Below are 19,983 nucleotides of genomic sequence, written 5' to 3' on the forward strand. Positions count from 1 at the left end.
TAGGCCCCTACAGGCCTTTTATGTACGCGAAGTCAACGAATTACACAATCTGACAAAGTCGTTGATAGGGTCTAGCTGAACTCTAATGGATTACATTAGAGCACGTTGCGATCTTTTTCAGTCTTGCCTCGTGCTCTAATTTTTTTGGTTGAGATAATTCTTGTTGCTTGATTGTATTCAATCGAGTGCCATAGTTTAACTGTAACTTAGGTTGCCTTTGACTGTTGCCTGAAGCATCTCGGCGATTGATTGAGCATCGTTAAATGTTCCTTTAGTCAGGAAGGTAATTTCTTTATTTGTTGTGTCAATCTCTCGTTTTACTGCATTAGCAAACACTCTGTTTGTAACAGGTCGCAGAACCTTTTCAGGACCAACAATATTGCTTCTGACATGAATCACACCATCGATAACCCTAAATTTGAGGGTTAACTGATTGCTGCTAATAGGTACCCTTGATCTTGCTCGACCACTGCTGAGCTCATCGACATTTGGCAAAAAGCTATTTATGATTTTGCTCGCAGAATCTTTGGTCTCAAATGAGATCGTATCAAGTTCTGAGAACTTATCGGCAGATATTAGTGAGATCTCATTGTCGTTGATTGGAACCGGTACGACTTCGCTATCCTTAAGGCTTACTTTGCTCCCAGCAAAATAACCTCCAGACGCTCCACCTACAACAATATTGATCAGGTTTTGCGACGAAAAAAAGGGCTGGTTATTTCCAATGGAGCTAACCGCTCCTGCAGTTATTGCATCTGCAAGTCCTCCTAAAACCCCAGAGGTTATTCTGGCCTGCCTTTGAACGCTTATTGCTGTACTATTTGTTTCCAGAGCTGATCTTAAAGCACTAGTTGTCGATGCGTTTGCTACCTTCTCTGCAGCTGCAAATCCCGCAAATCCTGCAAGTATATCAACGATAATCTGTTTAGCTGTAATATCCTCGCCGATAATAAGTGAGTTTGTAACATCACCACCTACAGAGCTTGCCGCTGCAACAGATGCTCGAGCCCAAAAGCTTGCCTCAACGGCTTCAGCACCCAAAGTACCGGCAAGTACAAACTCTCCTCCAGCTACTATTAGAATGGCAATACCAATGCCAGCCAGCAGGCCTAACCACTCTTCACCACTTAGCAAGCCACTTGGATCACTCTTCATAATGGGGTTGCCATCGGCATATGCATAGCGGTTGATTGAATAAACCGGATCAAGTGAGAGAAAACGCATGGACTTTGGGCTGTACCAGCGTGTTCTTAGATAGGTGAGGCTGCTTTCCGGGTTGGTGTACTGCGCATTCCAGTTCAGACTGTTAGGTGGTGTTAAAGCAGTATTGCTTTTGATTGTGCCATAATCTGAGATTTGAATATCTGTTTTGGCATCGGAGGTGGTGTGCAGGCGAACAGACCCGGCAGCACTTGAGAACAATGTTGTGTTTTCCGGACTTACCTGCCCGACAAGCTGGGAGTTTGCCCAAAACAGACTATGATACTTGGGCGCATTCTCATCTGTACCGGTGGCAACGCTGGCTACACAGCCCGCAATATTATAGAACTTTGAGGCATTTCCACCTGTTTTAACCTGGTCGAGCAGGCCATCAAGACCATATGTATTCTGAACACTTTGCTCCCCCGGAGGTTGTGCAGCCAGCAACTGATTAGTGGTGCTAAAGGTGTAAGTTGCACCATCAGTATCCTGAATCATGTTGCCATTGGTATCATAGGTCGCTCCCTGACTGATCAACTGATTGATTTCGTTGTACTGGTAATTAGTGGTTTGTCCGTTTGAGCTGTGCCTAAGAATATTACCAGCACCATCATAGCTAAAAGTGTCCGTTTTGGTCTCATTTGCAGTTTGCAGGGTGGAGGAAACAAGCTGGCCAATCCCATCGTAGACCATTGACTTATTAATTTCGACAAGCTCACCTGAAACCGATGGGTAGCTTGAGGAAAGCGAACTTAGCTGGCCCTGAGGATTTCGAGGCATTTGGGCCCTATAGATTATCTGTCCGTTCTCATCTGTGGTTTCAATATGTTCAACTTCCCCATAGCCTCCGTAGTCATAGGAGATCTGTTGGGATTGAGGCCCGGAAAACTGCTGGCTAATCAGTACGCCTTGCATTCCATTTGCTGTTCCCCAGCCATTGTTCATGGTCAGATTACCGGCTGTTTGTTGAGAAATCTGATTTAAATGATTGTAGGTGTAGGTAAGTTGAGTTTCGTCAGGAAGCTGGCAGTGCGTAACACGGCTGTAAGCATCTTTTGTAAACTTTATGGATTTGCCATCAGGATAGTGAATAGCCAGCGCTGTTCCATCCAGAGAGTATTCATAGCTGGAACTTTCTGAGCCATTAGAAACTTCAGAAACCAGATCATTCAGCAAATAAGAATAAGTATAGGTCTCTTCTCCGGTTTGTGCGCTGATCAGTTCTCCGACAGCATTATAGCTGTACGTGGTTGTTGTGCCATCATACCGCCTGAAGCTTTCCAGTAAGCCACCGGGTGCATAAGTAAACTCCTCTGATTGTCCCAGAGCGTTTGTTGCGCTTATCAGATTTCCAAGTACATCATAGCTTAAGATATCGCCGGATACGGTTGCTTGAGGAACGCCGTTGTAAGTAACCGTTTGGTGGGTCTGCCTTGGTTTCTGGAGTAGATTATAAACTGTTTCCGTGGTTGCTTGTGCCTGTAAACCAGCCTCTTGAGACATCCCTGAAACAGTCTTTTTGGTCTGCATTGAATCAGCGTTGTATTCGTACGCGACCGTTGAAATGTCAGTTTTTTCTGCGTCGGAAACGTTGAAAGTGTTTTGATGAGTAACCAGCCCAAAACCGTTGTAGGTCAATAGGGTTCCATTGTAGTTTTCAGGAGTACCGTCCTCAGTGAACTGGTAGTTTCGAACTTCAACAACTTGGTTCAAACCATTATATCGACTTTGGGTACGCAATGAGCCATTTAAGATATTCTCTGCTTTCCTGTTTACGTTATCGCGATGAACTTCCAGAATATTTCCCAGTGGATCAGTTTGCTGGATTAATTGGCCCAGTGCGTCATAGGTATACTGTGCTGTTGCGCCGGTTATTGTGGTTTCGCTGGCCTTTAGCCCTAGTGCATTATATGTGACAGCACGCAATTGTCGGTCCAAAACAGGGATAGTCTGGGTTGGATTGCCATTGTCTTCAAGAAGGATGGCCCGTCCCAATGCATCATAGGTTGTGCGTAATTCATACCCATTAGTATTGTGCACCAAGATCATATTCTTACCAGCGCTGACACTTTCTGCCCCGCCTTGCGCCAGAGTATAGCTAAAGGTCTTTTCTCTACCCAAAGGATCAGTAGTAGAGGTAAGGCGTCCTACTGCATCATAACGAAGCTGATAAGTGTCGCCTGATGGTGAAACCTGCCTTATACATGGCCCCATGGGCAGACGTAAATCATAGAAAAACTGACTTGTTTCACCGAGGGCATTGGTAAGCGAAACAGACAGCTCCTGCGTTTCTGCGTTATATTGAGACAATATGGTATTGCTGACGGAACTAATATCACCACGTTCTCCGGTATACCCATCCGCCCATGCCAATTCCCATTGAGTTTGCTGACCGTTCTCATCATAGAAGTAGCTTTTTGTTTTGATGGGCAGGAATTCAGGTTGGCCTGACTTCATTTCTGAGGTTGTTACTGAGGCAATATTTTTCTGATCCTGCGTCAGAATAAAACTCAATTTGATTTGGTGATCGCCTAATAAATCCTGCTGGTTTGTCTCCAATGGCATCTGACCACCCCAACTGGTTTGAGCAAAGCTATGGTCAAGCTGAGAAACTAGGAGGGCTTCCTCATTTGTCAGGTCATATGTCTTGTTTTGAGTAAGATTACCGAAGTCGTTGTATTTATTTTCAACTTTGGACTGATCAACCCATGCGTCTTCTGCCGGGTCGTAAACACTACGAACCACTGTAGAAGGCTTGCCAATATTTACACTGCGGTCATGTAGATCTGTGACTTGTTCATAGCTGAAAAGAGTTCGGAGAGCGTTCACCCCATTATGGTTTTCATCCAGCAGATAGGCATACTCCTGCATCGGTGAATGTAGGTAATTATAAAATATGCTGGATGCAGATAGGCGGGTTCCTGTTTCATCAAACCGTTGCACAAGAACATCATAAAGATACTCTGTGTCCTGACTGTTCATCAATGTATCGCCGCGGCTTGAGAGCTGATAACCTTGAGTGTAACCTGTGAAAGTGTTGCCTTGACTTTGGCTGCCATATGAATATCTGGTTTCACCTAAAAAAACACCATTCAGGTTACTGTGCCTATGCAGTTCTACTGCGGGAAATGACTGTACCTGCCCTTCTTCATTAAGGTACTCAATAGCAGTGTATTGATAGGTTGAGATAAGGCCTGTTGGATATGCGATTTGCTGAACAACCGTAATGTCAGATTGCGAGGTGTAAGTAAGCTCAGTCCTTGCACCAATCTGGTTGGTTATTCGATAAATGCCCTCATTGGAAAATGCTATAATTTGTGTAGAGCCATCTGGCAGTAAGACAACAACCTCTCCAGGTGCATACTGTAGCTGTATCACTTGCCCAAATGAGTCTGTAATGCTTGTCAGCTTATTTCCAAAAACATCCCCGAACGAGTCTGTGTAGTTGTAGGTAATTGAGTTACCGAACAAATCAGCCTGCAGAAGCAGCTTACCGGTTGCATCAAAATAGCTTTTAGACCCGTTATCGTAGGTAAACAGGTAACGATAAGAACCCGGGGCAGAGGGAAGCGGCTGATCTACGACAAATTTCTGAAACTTACGACCGTGGTCATTTAGATACCTGAGTCCAGACTGGTATCCGGAGCTATCAGTCCAATTAGGATCAATAATATAGATTTTTCCCTGAAAGGTGAATGTTTCGTCGTTTGCCACAAATGGCAGGTTGAAGCCCCATCCTGATGGCAACCCCAATTGTCCCTTGGACCCTGCCGAATAAAATGCATTAAGGCCAACGCCGATAGCCTCTGTTTTTCCCCGCAGCTGTGCCAGTGGTATTTGGACAACAAGTGAGCCAGTGTTCTTGTTAACGTATTCCTGGGCCTGAAGTGACTGGTTGAATGCTTGTGAACCAGGATATTGTGAAATGGTCATCATATTCTCCCGTTTTCTTATTGAGGTTGGTTTTGTCGGGACAAAGTGGCGCCTACCCCGTAAGGGACCGGCCACATTTTGAATTATCAGGTTGTTTGGAGGGGGCTTTAAGGGTGCTTAGTCAATGTCAAAGATGATGTAGACCGGTCCTGTCGTGCCTTCGTCCCAGCTAAGAGATTCAGCTTCACAATTTGCCTCAGTTGGACAAATGTGTGTGCCCTTTGAAGGGTCAATTAGCTGAATAGTGTTGCGGGAGTTGTCGTCACTCCAACTTGTTATTGTAGTTCCCGACTGCGCATAATTGTCTGTGTGGTAGCTTAATGACCAGACAGGAGCCCCGCCACTACATGAACTTTCCGCCTCAACATAACCAACGCTGACGCATTCAATTCCGGCATGATCAATTGTAAGGCTGCTATCGTTACCTACATCATTCATGCAAATATCGGTGTTTTCATCGGCGGTAAAGCTAACATTGATGGAATTTAACGGGGTTACATCGAGATTTACGCAGGCATGGACAACTGTTCCCGGACCAGCAGAAGCAGTTCCGGCATGCAATGAGAACGAAATAAGGCTAAGAATAAGAAGTAAGACGCGCATTGGTTTCTCCTGTTGTTATTGACGCGTATAGAATTAATGACAGAGGTGTCACCACAACTGTTCAACTAGGAGACGATTTGCTTGAAGTAATGTGAGATGTGCGCTTCTAAAATTTTAGAGCTGGTTGTTTGTCGGCGACCTCTTATGGACAGATCGATCGATTTGAGTAAGGGAGTATTTTGGCCAATGATCCCGCTGACTGGAGTGAGAAATGAGGCAGAACGGTATGCTACATGAATGGCTGTTTAGAGGGTTCCAGGCCCTTCATGAAGATAGCTGAAGACGCTTCTGGATGAGTTTGCTCAACTCTTGATGGAAATGCTTTAATGGTGGCTTCTGGCCCAAAATTCTAGACACTCCTAGCATGCAGCAGCTGACCATTTGCGGATATTCAGTTCGTTGTTGAGTATGCAAAGCGGTCTCAGAGGATCGTATTGGCAGCTACTGCGGCCAAATCTGGCACAGACAGCCAACTTTGGCCTACAGAATTATCGTTGTGATCACAACATATTACGAACAATCTCAATAACGAGCGAGTTTTGCGGGCCAACTACAGCCTAGAATTGGCACGATAATCTAAACTGCTATGCTGAGTTTTGATTTGATTACCCAGCCGATCAATTATTTTGTCTAGTTATTTCAATAGATAAGTTTGTACCAAGATGTTTTAGAGGATGCTTCCTTTGCTCTGGCATGCAAGTTGCAGTTGTGTTGGTACGCTGCTGCAGACTGGTGTCTGGGGCTGTGGCCCATTGTTGTCAAATGGGGTTCATTTATTTGTTTTGCTGCGCCTGTCCGCACACGGAGGGCGCTCACCAGGAGCATACTATGCCAACACCCGCTTATATCACCATTGAAGGGTCAACTCAGGGTCCAATCACTCAAGGCGCGTTTACTGAAGATTCCGTCGGTAACGTGTGGCAGGAAGGCCATGAAGACGAGATCATGGTGCAGGCCATTGATCACACCGTCATCATTCCTCGTGATATCCAGTCCGGCCAGCCAGCTGGTCAGCGCGTGCACACTCCGTTCAAGTTCACTTGCTCCATGAACAAGTCCATCCCGCTGCTTTACAATGCGCTGGTCTCTGGTGAGATGCTGCCGAAGTGTGAAGTTAAATGGTACCGCACCAATTCTTCCGGCAAGCAGGAGCATTTCTTCACCACCTCCTTCGAAGATGCGCTGGTCACCAACATCGAGTGTGGCCTGCCGCATTGTCAGGATCCAAAGAATGCTGACTTCACTCAGCTGATCACCATTGAACTGTCTTACCGCAAGATCATGTGGGAGCACACAGTCTCCGGTACCTCTGGTGCTGACGACTGGCGCGCACCTGCAGCTTAAGCCTTCCTTCCTGATGGGAATGGAAGTCAGATCCGGGCCAGCTTTGGCCCGGACACTGCCTATGGCTGAATAGAGCCATGGGCCGTCTTTGATTTGAGCCTGATCTGCGGAGTTGGAATATGCAATTTGTCTCTGGCAAAGCCTCAGCGAAGCGCGGCTACTTGCGCAGCTTCTTTCGAAGCCTGTTGTGGCGAAGGCGCAAGGTAGAGGCGGTCGCAGACGCTGCACCCAAAGAGTGCGACCCGGCAGGCACGTCGCATGTGGTCTTGCAAGGCCGCGACCGGCCTGAACGCTCGTCAGATGCGCTACACGAAGATCTGTCAGAAGAGCTGGAGATCCGAGGTTTTCTGGATCAGTTTCCCGGTCACCGCTTGATGGTCAAGCCAGGGGAACAGCCGCACAAGGAGATATTCTGATGGTCTATCCGCTCGCGGAGCAACGCATGGCAGCAGAGCTCATCAACCCACGCCAGGATGAAGCTGTGGTGATGGAGATGGAGCTCTTTGCGCAAGCCGTGGTAGATAGCCATCAAAGCCTTGGAGCAACAACGGGCGGTGCGCTGGATCTGGCAAGCTTACCAGTGCTACTGCGCGACATGAAGGGTGGACATAAACTCCTTAAGGAGATCGGCCTTAACGGACGCTACTACACAAAGGTAGCGAACGGTAAAACCTACGTGGTGTTTAAGGGATACTCCGCCTTACGTGAGACTTTGAAGGGTACACGGTATCTGTCCTCCTCGCCGAAAGTCATTGCATTTGGCATTGGCCCAGAGGCACTTAAATCTGCAGCAAGGTCGAATGCGATCATTATGATCACCTGCTATGTGGCCCTCGATGTGATGCAGTTCATCATGAGTGATGAGCAGCTCTATCACGAGCTGTTTGCCAACATCATTACTGATGTTGCTATTGGCACGGTCGCGATGGCCGCAGGAGCTCTGGCAGCAGCAGGAGCTGTTGCTATTGCTGGTACGATTACCGCGATTGCTCTGCCAGCAGTCGTTGTGACCGGAGGGGCAATCATTGTGGGGCTCTATGTCGGGCACAAGTTAAGTGAGCTATCAGAAAGCTATCAGATCAAGAAAAAACTCGGCGCAGCCTTGCTTTGGACCGGCCAAGCTGTCGCTCACGGTATTCAGGAAGTCGGCAAGGTCATTCATACTGCGCATGTTGCCATGAAGCAGAAAGTGCAAGAGTTTGAACGTCGCAGCAATCGCTTTATGAACCAGTTGGAACGTGAGACCATCTGGCATTTTGGCGGTCCAGATTTGTATAATCAGCTCTATCGGAGACACTGATGTTGGGGTGGGTGATTGATAAGGGCACACTTGCTGGTCGTTGGGTTGGTCAGGACATTCGTCGCCTCCATGCAGTGATGATCCTTCTCGATTTGATAGGAGTTTCCGCCTGCTTGGATGTAATGCGTCCGGCACTTCTAGCCATTTTTGCTCAGCCTCCTGAACCTGAACTGTTGCAGATTATCCGGGGCAGATCCCGTTTTTTGCTGGCTGGAGCGGCATTACCCATGCTTCACTTTGCTATCACTCCTTGGGGGCAACATTGGATTAAGCGGTCAGCACAAAGCTTCTCCATCATGTTCTTAATCGTTGCTGTTGGTGGGGCGTTTTTGGGGATGGTCGTCACCGACTATGCGCGCGCGCAGGCGATCCTTATAGGGTATCGCTCTTGCGACCAAACGTTCCTGAATGACTTCCAACGCAAGAGCGAAATACTGGTTGCTCCCGGTGTGTTGTGTCCGCCAACCTCTTCGGCTGGCAAATCTTATCCGCCATCGGGGTGAGATCTCACACCAACACGCCAGACCACTCCCAGTTCTTATAGATCCTTTATTTTTCTTTTTGCCAGTGAGTTTGTCATGAATGCCATTGTCCAAATCCCGCAGCTTTTCCAGCAACAAGATCTGGCCTTCACCTTTGCAGCACCTGCACAGCCGGAGGCCGGATTGCTGGTCACTGGGTTCTCTGCAATAGAGCGCCTTAATGGGCTCACGCAGATCCAGATTGAGCTTGCCAGCCCCGACAATGCGCTGGACCTACATAGTCTGCTGGATACGCCCGCAACGCTGACCATTCATCATAAATACGAGGGGGTGCGCCATCTTTCCGGAGTGATCGCCGAGATTGCCCGTGGCAATGAAGGCCATCACCGCACCAGTTATTCGCTCACACTGCTGCCCAGTCTGCACCGTTTGGCCCATGGCTCGGACTGTCGGATTTTTCAAAAGAAAAGCGTGCCCGAGATCGTCAAGATCCTGCTCAAGGAGCACGGCGTTGAGGATGTAAAGTGGGATCTGACCGAGCCTCATGAGGCCCGCGAATACTGTGTGCAGTACCGGGAAAGTCACTTAAGCTTCCTGGATCGCATCACGGCTGAGGAAGGTATCTGGTACTTCTTCACCTATGGTGCCAATGGTCAGCATACCCTGCATTTCATTGATAACCCGCAGATCGTCTCCGAGCTGCCGGACCAGCCCAAACTGGAATACAACGCTATGGCTGGTGGGGCTGTCAAAGGCGTTTATTGCAACAGCTTTGTCCTACGAGAGCAACTGCGAGCCACCAGCTTCATGCAGCGCGACTACACCTTCAAGAACCCACCTTACAATCATCAACACACCCATCAACGCGGTGAGGACAACGGGTCAGCTGGAAACTATGCGCTCTATGAGTATCCGGGGCGTTACAAGGCAGATGGTGTTGGCAAGCCCTTCACAAAACACCGGCTGGAAGCAGCACGTGTTGAGGCCACCACAGGTCATGGCACCACCAATGCCATTCACTTATTGGCTGGCCATCAATTTGCTCTCACAGACCACCCGAACAGCGACTACAACATCAAGTATCATTTGCTCACCGTCTCACATCAGGGCAGTCAGCCGCAGGCCGTGGCAGAGGAAGCGGGCAGCGGCACCACCACTTACAGTGCCGGGTTTGAGGTCATGCCCGCTCGTCTGCCATACCGGCCCAAACTGCACCAAAAGCCGTTGGTAGATGGCCCGCAGATCGCCCATGTCACCGGACCTGAAGGCGAAGAGATCTACTGCGACGAGCATGGCCGCGTGAAGGTCTGGTTCCCATGGGATCGCCACGGCGCCAAGAATGATACTTCGTCATGTTGGATCCGCGTAGCCTCCAACTGGGCCGGCGCCAGTTGGGGTCACATCGCCATTCCCCGTATCGGTCACGAAGTCGTGGTGGACTTTCTGGAAGGCGACCCCGACCAACCCATCATCACGGGGCGGACGTACCACAACAACAACCGCACACCGAACAAGCTTCCTGACTTCAAAACCCGGATGATCCTGAAGTCAGATAGTCATAAGGCGGAAGGCTACAACGAGCTTCGTTTTGAAGACGAAGGCGGGCAAGAGGAAGTCTGGTTCCACGCCCAGAAGTTCCACAACGGCGTAGTTGAAGATAACGAGACCTGGAAGGTGGGTGCTAACCGCCACAAACGTATCGAAGGATCTCAGTCTGAATCTATAGGCGGATCAAAGGATATCGAGGTGGATGGCTCACACAGAGAAACCATCTCTGGTGTGAAAGACCTTCATGTAAAAGCGGTTCGCCGCACGCAGGTTGACGCCGCCGATAACGAAAGCATTGCTGATGACAAAACAGTGCTGGTTGGTGGCAACTATACCACCAAGGTAGAGCGCAACATTCGCATGGAAAGCCTAGCACACCAGCATTACACCGCACCTGGAACTATCTTTGTTGATGGTGGTGATCAGGTGGTTGTTCGTGCAGGATCTGCGATCTCGCTCAACGTGGGCGGCAACTTCATTCGCATCGATGCGAGCGGCATCAAGATTGAAGGCACCGTTGTGAATGTCAATTGCGGGGCAGGGGCTCCTGCGACTGGCAAGGATGTTCCATTCATTGAACCATCTGCTCCAGAAGATTATCAAGGTCCTCATGCTGAGCGCTACGCCCGCTCCTTTGAGAAGTAGGAGAGGACTATGTCAGGAAAACCCGCAGCTCGCTTAGGTGACATTGGCTCTGGCCATGATTGTCATTTCCCGCCGACACCTGCCATTGCCGGAAGCCCGAATATCTTCATCAACAATCGCCCTGCTGTAAGGCAAGGAGATGCCTATGCGCCCCATGGCTGTTCACCATGCCCGTCTCCCTCTCATGGCAGAACGTTGGCGGCTGGTAGTCCCACGGTGAATTTCAACAACAAGCAAGCAGGCCGTGTTGGCGATCCCATAGATTGCGGCGGCGCTGATGTCTCGGGAAGCGCCAATGTATTCATCGGTGCCGCGTCCCCTCCAGGGACACGCAAACCGTTTGCTGAGGAATGTCCATTTGCTAAGGATGCCTCATGACACAGGCAGCTTTATCTGCAGAGCCAGATTCAGACATGCTCATCTTGGACAGTGTGAAGGCAAGCCTGTTTGCCAAAGTCACTGAGGACATTGCCGCTTATGCGATTATCGACGGACAATGGTGTGAAGATATCTATGGCCGGTTGCTGGGAGACGAGAATACTGACTGGTGCAGCCTGATTGCTGGCGAAGTGGCACAGGAGCTTGCCCTGACTGCCCCCTATCTGGTGCGGTTAGAGCCGAACAGCGACCTCACCAATTGGTTGATTGAAGAAGGTTGGGGCAAGGGCTGGGGGATTTACTTCTTAGCCTCAAAATCAAAGGCCAAAGAGCTTTACAGAACCCCGCCCCCGGAAAGTCTGAGGCAGCAGGTCGAGCGTGGTGCCTTTGTTGCTTCACCGGATATCTCTGAGGATGAGGCCACGGATGTAGTGCTGCTGCGTCGGCATTTCCGGCGTTATTTACGCGTTGAGTTTGAAAGTGATGGTCGGTTGGTGCGGTTTCGTTTTTTTGATCCAACTGTTCTGCGCGTCTGGTTGCTCTCTACAAACCCGACGGAAACACAAGCATTCTTTGGGCCGGTTACCGATTTCATTGCTGAGGATTGGTGTGAGGAGCCCAGCCTGTGCAATGCGGGGCAACTTTGGCACTTTGCGGCCCCTGCTGCAGGTGAACATTGCAAAGCAGGCCGCTTTAACATGCAAACACGTCAACTCATGCCCATGACGCCAATTACAGAAAGCTCCACACAAACCAATGAACGACCCAAGAGCCACATCACTCTCATCCGCAAAGCGCAGGAGAAGGCGTTTGAGGACATGCAATGGGAGTTGTTTAGTGAACAGATTGTGCAGGAGCTCGCTGAAGAAGAAACTCAGGCCGATGCCCACAAAAACACCGCAGAGCAACTGCGTGGTTTCACAAGAGAGCAAGTTCGCAAAGCAAGAGAGCTTTCCTTTGAAGAGTTTTCTTGTGTGCGCCGGTTTGTCTTATGGGTTGCCGCAGGCGGGGGAGAGTACTTGAAGAATGATCAAGTCGTTGCTCACCTCAAAAACTCTGAGATTCCTGAGTTCGAGAGACTTTCGTTTTGCGAAGGCTTGGTTAAGGGCCGATGACTGATAAGATCACAGAAAAATGCGTCAAGTACGATTACATTACAGTCGCAGGCACCAGCGAGTATTTTAATCTATGGCGACAGACGAAAAGTATCGCTCAGGATATTTTAGAAGGTTATCCTTTGCCGCCGGGAACGCAGATGGCAGACCCCAAATTTGCCCGAGAGTATCGTGAAGAGCAGCGAAGGCTGATGCGGACAACCTACGACTTTGGCAATAAGATGATGTTCTTGGCACAAGGAGTACGCGCACTGCGGGAGTATGGGGCGGTGGGGAACTTCAGAACCTTCATCTACTTCACTACCGGGTATACTAAACTTCAGCGTCAAGAAGCAGAAAAAGCAGCTGCTAAGTATGCCAGCCCAGATCGGATTTTTCCTATCTCAACAGTTGGGGAACTTATTACCCTGATCAATGATGCAACATTTCCCGGTGAGACTTGTGAACGCAAGATCAAGCGTATTGATCTCTTTTGCCATGGCCTGCCCAAAAAGCTTGAGTTTGGTTATAAAGGTGACATGAAAGACAAGCAGAGGTTGGAAAAAAAACAGGCTCGGAAGCTCGATCCTGCCCGGTTTGAGTTGCCGCATAAATTGAAAGCCGACATTTTTTCCTGGGCCTGCCAGACGGGAAATGATGATGAAAACAACTGGGGTGGTCTGGCTCCGACTCTTGCAAAGCACACCCAAACGCGGGTCCATGCCTATGCCCGTCGCACTCTCTATTCCAAGAGCTTCCATACGGGCGGCAAAAGCGAGAGTGAGGCCGGGCTTGTCCGGCTTGATGACGGCAAGGAAAACATTGTCATTTGGCATCCGGACGGCGCTCTGGGCGGTGTTACTGAAGGCAATACGCCGGCAAGCGCACCCTCAGGACGAAGGGTTTTTGAGTAAGGGGTTGACGTATGAAATGGTTTCAGGAGTTTCGCCGGACCCGCAAGTGGAAGTGGGGCAAGCGGCTTGCCATCACGGCAATTATATTTGCTGTTTTAATTGATCTGGGCTTGAGAGGATTAACAAAGGCCATGTGGAAACCATTAAGTGCTAGTCTCGCCGATGAACGACCAGGCCATGTTCTGGCCGAGGAATACTGGGTAGACCAAAAGGCCTGGCATGCGAAAGAGCAGAAGGAGGATGCGGCCCGACCTTGTCTGGCCGGCGTCAAAACAATCCCGCTTCGCCTGCAACTGACCAAGGGCATCGACTACCTTGATCCCTCAACCACCCGAATGATTGTCAGTGTCAAGGATGATATGGGCTCATATAGAGGCACCACCACTTATATGGGACCGCTTGTACGCGAAGTGAACTTTGAAGCCCGCTACTGCCCAGATGAGCTTAATGTGAATGATCCTTTCCACCGTGAAGCTCATAACTGGTTTTACATGATCGCGGTTGACATGGAAAAGGGCCGCTACATCAATTTTGATGCTGAAGAGAGCTACCCAATCGGGGCTTGGAGGGATGTCATTGTTGAACTTTATCCCTGGGGTGAGCAGACGCTTGATCCCGGCGGTAAGTTTAACGGCCACCATATTTATCCAGCTGACCCGAAAGCGGTAGTGCCGGAGCGTTATCGCCGCAAAGTGCCAGGTCCTTCACAACTGGCGCCATGGAGGTAGGAAATGTAGGCCAGATGATGTCTGAGAGTAATAAAGTCTCATACTGGCCGCAGCACATATGCTACTCGCAAAAGTTTTTTGAGTATTAAAGATTCATACCGAAGGGAGCTCAATGCAGACGTTGATCGCAGCACAAAACTCAGCGGGTGCAACAAATCTCTTATGACCACAAGCAGACATTCGAGGCTATCGTTAACTGCGGCCACAATTGAAGCTCTGCAACTAACAGTATGGTGTGTTGACAATAAGGGTGATGTTCAGGATACGTGATAATGTGTACACCTCAATGCATTTCAAGGAACCTTGGCTATGACAGGATTGCTGGATCACGGGAGCCTCAAGTTCCTTGACCTGCTCAGCCCAAAGGTCGAGGCCGCTTTTGCAGCTGTCGAGCAGTGCCACACCTATCAGGACGGCCGCACGATCTTCTCGACCGGTGATGAGGGTGATCGCCTGCTCATTGTGCGTTCAGGGGCAGTTAGAATGGGGCGTTTCAGCCCCAGTGGCCGAGAAACAATTCTTGCGGTGCTTGGTGAGGGGCACTTCATTGGCATCATTGGTGTGTTAACCGGTCGCAAGCGGACACAAAATGCTGTTGCAGTTGGTAAAACGACAGTTGGTTATGTTCACAAAGCTGATTTTCTGACGCTAATGGACGTTCATCCCGAAATCGCCCGCGCAGCTTTGCCAGCGACGTTAAGCCGTTTGAATGTGGCGCTGAACATGCTTGACGATCTGCGTTTGCTGCCTTTGCCCGCTTATACAGCGGTGTTTTTACAGAACATGCTCGAAGCTTCAGAAGTGCCAGGGATGCTCAACTGGAACCAGTCTGAGTTGGCTATTGCTGTGGGCACCTCACGTGTTTCTATGGGTAAAGCGCTCAAACAGCTGGAAAAAAATGGCCTGATCGTACTGAAATATGGCGCAATTTCCGTGCCGGACGAGCAAGCCCTGTCAGACTGGATCGATGCTGCCAGAGCCGAGCATTTGTCTCTCTGAAGCCTGACCGCTCATGCCATGTGCACAAATCTGAGTAAATATCCAGATTGCTAAGTTCTTAGCATTCTTAGCGCGGCTGACTACGTACAATCCCTCTGTATTTTCATCCCATTGATATTCAAGTGTCAGCATTTTGACCGCTGCCGCCGATATCGACGTGCCGTCTGGCGAATGATTGGGAAGAGAGAGCTGTAGCGACTTAGCTAAGGGGGCGTTTAACTGACGATCGTTCCTGAGCAAGTCACCGATAAGTTCCGCGTCATTTCACGTCAAAACGATCAGGTTTTGAAGTGAGATGGGTCCATCAAAGATTTTGAACCAAGAGTTCTGATATCCGTATGACTATTCCCCCTACAAGAACATGTTTTGAGCACTTTCTGAACCATCTGCGGCGCGGTGGGCGTATAACCAAATTGGCTGGTGTTATCGCAAGTCGAGCGCCCCATCTTGCGGCGGCCTTAATTGCCTCAGGGCTTGTGATATTGTCTGGAGAAACCGCCGACGCCCTCATAATGACTTGGGACGGGAGCACATCGACCGATTGGTTTACAGGCAGTAACTGGGATCGCAATACTGCCCCGAATAGCTCGCAAGATGTTCAGATCAACACTACGACACCCAATCCGGTCACCGTTACAGACAAAACCACCAACGGAACTGCTCAAGCGAAACTTCTATCGGTCGGCTATGCAGGCGATGGCGCTCTGACGATATCCAGTGGTGGCGAGATGAGTAATACCCATACCTATATCGGTCATTTCAACGGCTTAGTCGGCAGTGTTGAAGTGACCGGTACCGGATCAACCTTGGTCAGTTCAGAGACGCTATCACTCGGCTATGCAGGCGATGGCTCTCTGACGATATCCGATGGTGGTATGGTGAGTGACATGGTGGGAATTATTGCCGGTTTCAGCGGCGCAACCGGCACTGCTGAGGTGACTGGCACTGGGTCAACCTGGAGCAATTCGGGCAATCTGATTGTCGGTAGCAGTGGCGATGGCACTCTGAGGGTATCTGAAGGTGGTTCGGTGAGCAACACGACCGGCTATATCGGCCGTCACAAAGGCTCAACCGGAATTGTTGAGGTGACCGGTACCGGGGCAACCTGGGAGAATTCGGGCACTCTAGATGTCGGTAGCAGCGGCGATGGTACTCTGACGATTTCAGAGGATGCAATAGTCAGCGTGTCCGGTGTGACCCGGCTGGGCTCTGCCTCACCAGGTTCTGGCGTTTTGAACATCGGTGCTGCAGCTGGGGATGCTGCGGTGGGGGCGGGAGAGCTCAACACAGCAAAGGTAATCTTTGGTCCAGGAACAGGTACTATCAACTTCAACCACACGGATAGTGACTACACCTTCTCCGCAGATATCAGCGGGACTGGCAGTGTCAGTCAGCTTTCCGGCACCACGATCCTGACCGGAACCAACACCTACACCGGCGACACGATAGTTTCCGGCGGTACGCTGGAGTTACGCGGCGGGAGTGTTTTGACCGACACTCAAGAGCTGAGGGTTGGCTATGCTGGCACCGGCGCATTAACCATTGCAGAGGGTAGTGAGGTTAATAGCGAAAATATGTTTATTGGCCGTGTGTCGGGCAGCGTGACAGTGACGGGTTCAGGAGCTTCGTTAGATGTTGCTACTAACTCTATAATTGGCTCGTTTGGGACCGGAACGCTGACCATTTCCGATGGCGGCAGGGTTACCAGTGGTCGGGCCAGCGCCATAGGTGGAGCTGATGCCACAGGTACTGTGACTGTGACGGATGACGGATCCATCTGGGAGGCCGGAAATCTCTTCGTCGGCCAGTATGGTGCCGGCTCCCTAAAAATAGAGAATGGCGGCAAGGTCACTTCTGATATCACCGTCATTGGCTTTGACAGTACCAGCTTCAGTGGGACCAGTTCGGGTATTGTTACAGTGACGGGCGAAGGCTCCATTTGGGAGAGCCGTGATCGTATTTTCGTCGGATATCGTGCGCCCGGGACGCTTACGATCGCGGATGGTGCGATCGTGGATGCGGATGACGTTTTCCTCCTGGCCGACGATGCTATTTCCCAAGGCACACTCAATATCGGCGCCGCGGCAGGTGAGACAGCTGTGAAGGCAGGCACCCTTGATACAGAGGAAGTTAGATTTGGTGATGGTACCGGGGTGATCAACTTTAACCATACGGATACCGACTACACATTCTCAGCAGACATTAGCAGGAACGGTACTGTCAATCAGCTTGCCGGTACCACTATCCTGACAGGCACCAACACTTACACCGGTGACACCATTGTTTCCGGTGGCAAGCTGGTTGTTAATGGCACCATTGGTGATGTTACAGTCAACGGCGGTAGCCTTGGCGGGTCAGGCACGATTGGCGGATCAGTGTCCGTTGCAAGCGGAACCATTGCAGCAGGTAACAGTCCGGGTACGTTGACAATTGGCGGTGACCTTAATCTGACCTCCACATCCGTTCTGGATTTCGAACTCGGCTCTCCTTCCGGCACAGCGGGCGTGGACAGTAACCTCATCGCCGTTGGCGGTGATCTGACACTGGATGGATCGCTCAATGTCACTGATGCAGGTGGCTTTGACGCCGGGGTGTATAACCTGATCACTTATGGTGGCAGTTTGACCGATAACGGTCTGGTGGTGGGCACCGCGCCCACAGGTTTCCTTTACAACGTGCAGACTGCAACAACCGGCCAGGTCAACCTTCTGGTGAACCCGGACCAGCTGAGCTTCTGGAACGGAGCGTTGACAAGTGCTGATGGAACCGTTCATGGCGGTTCTGGCACCTGGAGCAGTACGGGAACCAACTGGACCGATGCTACCGGCTCAGCAAGTGCACCTTATCAACCGGACAGCACGCTGATTTTCCAGGGAACACCGGGCAAGGTCACAGTGGATAGTGCCGGGGTATCTGTCTCCAAAGGCATGCAGTTTGCAGCGGACGGATACAGTGTTTCTGGCGGAGATATTGCACTAACAGGAGCAACTGCGATCCGGGTCGGAGATGGCACTGATGCAGGTGCGGGATACTCGACTGTCGTCGCCTCCAACTTGACCGGAACCGGTTCTCTCAAAAAGACTGGTCTCGGAACACTCATCCTAACCGGCAACAACACTTATTCCGGTAACACCACAGTGTCTGGTGGAGCACTGGTTGTTGATGGTTCCATTGGAGATGTTACAACTGATGGCGGCAGTCTTGGAGGGTCGGGCACTCTTGGAGCAGTTACAGTCAACTCCGGTGCTGTGATTGCACCTGGTAACTCCATTGGTACGATGAACACGACATCAACTGTTTTCAATGCCGGTTCGGTTTATGAGGTTGAGCTGAACAACGGGGGCGCTGCAGCAGGTGTCAATAGTGATCTTCTAGCTGCCAGTAACACCGTTACGATCAATGGTGGAACGGTGCATGTCATGCCGGAGAACGGAACTGATAATGGATCGACCTATACCGCCGGCACGACTTACACCATCATCACCGCAGGCGGCGGCATTAATGGAACATTCGATTCCCCTACACCAACCGATGATTTTGCATTCTTCAATTTTGCCCTGTCCTATGATCCTAATAGTGTTTTTCTGACTTCAGAACTTGCCGTGCCCACGTTCTGCGTTTCAGGAATGAGCACCAATCAATGCGCAGCGGGCGGCGGTGTGTTTTCGCTTGACAGCGGGACTTTATACAACGCGGTGCTCAACCTTGCAGACGAAGAAGCTCCGCAGGCACTTGATCAGCTCTCTGGCGAAGTACACGCTTCGATCAGGACAGCGCTGCTTGAGGACAGCCGCTTTGCACGCGAAGCAGTGCTGAACCGTATGCGCATTGCAACCGGAGCTGTGGCCGCCGACGGACAGGCGCAGGCTGAAAAACGTATCAGCGAGAGTGCTTCCTTCTGGGGGCAAGGCTTTGGCGGCTGGGGGAGCTGGAGTGGAAACCACAACACTGCAGGGCTTGATCGCTCGGTCGGCGGGTTGTTTGTGGGAGGCGATGTCCTGATCGGTGATAATACCCGTCTTGGAGCTTTTGGCGGCTACGATAATAGCAGGTTAGAGGTGAATGGCAGAAGGTCCTCTGTAACAGTAGATACAGTGTATTTGGGTGCCTATGGTGGAGCTCAGTTTGATGCTCTGGGGCTCCGTGTTGGTGGCAGCTATGCATGGCATGATATCGACACAGCACGCTCGGTTGCTTTTAATGGCCTCTCTGAAAACCTGACTGCTTCCTATGATGCGCGAACTGCCCAGTTCTTTGGTGAGGTGGGATATCGTTTTGATCACAACACAAGCAGTCTGGAGCCTTTTGCCAATGTGTCTTACGTCAGCTTATCCAGCGACGGGTACTCTGAAACCGGCGGTTCAGCGGCTCTGACGGCTGGTCACGGAACCATAGATAGCACCTTTACCACTATCGGGCTGCGAGTAGGAACTCTGGCTGATCTTGGTGAGTTCAGCGCGAAGCTTTCAGCTCAAGTCGCTTGGCAGCATGCGTTCGGCGGCAAGGAGCCGTTTGCCAGCCATGCCTTTAATGGTGGAAGTAACTTCTCTGTCGCGGGTGCGCCGGTTGCCAGAGATGCTCTGGTGCTTGATGTGGGCGCTGCAGTTGACCTGGGAGAGGATGCAGCCATTGGATTGTCCTACAATGGTCGGTTCGGTTCTGGGCTCACCGATCAGGGGCTCAGAGCAAACCTTACCCTGCGTTTCTGATCATCTTTGAGCTTCCATCACCGCACAGATCATCACGCCGCTGTCCGCAATCGACAGCGGCGGGCTGTCCGTCATCAAGGATAGTTGGACAAGATTGGCTTTCGAA

13 protein-coding genes are annotated in these 19,983 nt (G+C 50.5%); 11 read left to right on the top strand and 2 right to left on the bottom strand.

Features of this window, described 5'->3' with window-relative positions; all coding sequences use genetic code 11:
* Nucleotides 1-195 precede the first annotated feature (195 nt).
* Together PSE_RS05780 and PSE_RS27170 are read right to left on the bottom strand one after the other, a co-directional pair.
* Nucleotides 196-5,136 (bottom strand): RHS repeat domain-containing protein, encoded by a 4,941-nt coding sequence (locus PSE_RS05780; RefSeq protein ID WP_014283997.1) that lies wholly within the window; start codon nt 5,134-5,136, stop codon nt 196-198.
* 114 nt (nt 5,137-5,250) lie between these two features.
* Nucleotides 5,251-5,736: a hypothetical protein gene (locus tag PSE_RS27170; RefSeq protein ID WP_148266089.1), complete on the bottom strand. Its 486-nt coding sequence runs from the start codon at nt 5,734-5,736 to the stop codon at nt 5,251-5,253.
* A gap of 828 nt (nt 5,737-6,564) precedes the next feature.
* On the opposite strand from PSE_RS27170, the gene PSE_RS05785 reads away from it, so the two are divergent.
* The 11 genes from PSE_RS05785 (at nt 6,565) to PSE_RS05835 (ending at nt 19,877) form a co-directional block, all read left to right on the top strand.
* Nucleotides 6,565-7,080 (top strand): Hcp family type VI secretion system effector, encoded by a 516-nt coding sequence (locus tag PSE_RS05785; protein WP_014283998.1) that lies wholly within the window; start codon nt 6,565-6,567, stop codon nt 7,078-7,080.
* A gap of 119 nt (nt 7,081-7,199) precedes the next feature.
* A complete protein-coding gene (locus tag PSE_RS05790) occupies nt 7,200-7,496 on the top strand; it encodes a hypothetical protein (protein WP_041768031.1) in 297 nt (98 codons plus the stop codon).
* A complete protein-coding gene (locus PSE_RS05795) occupies nt 7,496-8,380 on the top strand; it encodes a hypothetical protein (RefSeq protein WP_014284000.1) in 885 nt (294 codons plus the stop codon). Before PSE_RS05790 ends, PSE_RS05795 begins: the two co-directional genes overlap by 1 nt.
* Nucleotides 8,380-8,883 (top strand): hypothetical protein, encoded by a 504-nt coding sequence (locus PSE_RS05800; RefSeq protein WP_014284001.1) that lies wholly within the window; start codon nt 8,380-8,382, stop codon nt 8,881-8,883. The genes PSE_RS05795 and PSE_RS05800 overlap by 1 nt, the downstream gene beginning before the upstream one ends.
* Nucleotides 8,884-8,958: 75 nt before the next feature.
* Nucleotides 8,959-11,055: a type VI secretion system Vgr family protein gene (locus tag PSE_RS05805; protein WP_014284002.1), complete on the top strand. Its 2,097-nt coding sequence runs from the start codon at nt 8,959-8,961 to the stop codon at nt 11,053-11,055.
* Between the two features lie 9 nt (nt 11,056-11,064).
* The gene (locus PSE_RS26925) at nt 11,065-11,433 is read left to right on the top strand and encodes a PAAR domain-containing protein (protein ID WP_083841551.1); all 369 of its coding nucleotides are present in this window, start codon (nt 11,065-11,067) and stop codon (nt 11,431-11,433) included.
* Nucleotides 11,430-12,548 carry a DUF4123 domain-containing protein gene (locus PSE_RS26635; RefSeq protein ID WP_014284005.1) on the top strand — a complete coding sequence of 373 codons (1,119 nt, stop codon included), beginning with the start codon at nt 11,430-11,432 and terminating at the stop codon, nt 12,546-12,548. The genes PSE_RS26925 and PSE_RS26635 overlap by 4 nt, the downstream gene beginning before the upstream one ends.
* Nucleotides 12,545-13,441: a hypothetical protein gene (locus PSE_RS05820; RefSeq protein WP_014284006.1), complete on the top strand. Its 897-nt coding sequence runs from the start codon at nt 12,545-12,547 to the stop codon at nt 13,439-13,441. The genes PSE_RS26635 and PSE_RS05820 overlap by 4 nt, the downstream gene beginning before the upstream one ends.
* A gap of 11 nt (nt 13,442-13,452) precedes the next feature.
* Entirely contained in the window at nt 13,453-14,169 is a 717-nt protein-coding gene (locus tag PSE_RS05825) for a hypothetical protein (RefSeq protein WP_014284007.1), read from the top strand.
* Nucleotides 14,170-14,478: 309 nt separating this feature from the next.
* On the top strand, nt 14,479-15,168 hold the full coding sequence (locus PSE_RS05830) for a Crp/Fnr family transcriptional regulator (protein WP_014284008.1): 690 nt from the start codon (nt 14,479-14,481) through the stop codon (nt 15,166-15,168).
* Nucleotides 15,169-15,680: 512 nt separating this feature from the next.
* Nucleotides 15,681-19,877, top strand: coding sequence for an autotransporter domain-containing protein (locus PSE_RS05835; protein ID WP_158309182.1), 4,197 nt, complete (start codon nt 15,681-15,683; stop codon nt 19,875-19,877).
* The last annotated feature ends 106 nt before the right edge of the window (nt 19,878-19,983 follow it).

Origin of the sequence: Pseudovibrio sp. FO-BEG1 (genome assembly GCF_000236645.1) — a bacterium.
GTDB lineage: Bacteria > Pseudomonadota > Alphaproteobacteria > Rhizobiales > Stappiaceae > Pseudovibrio.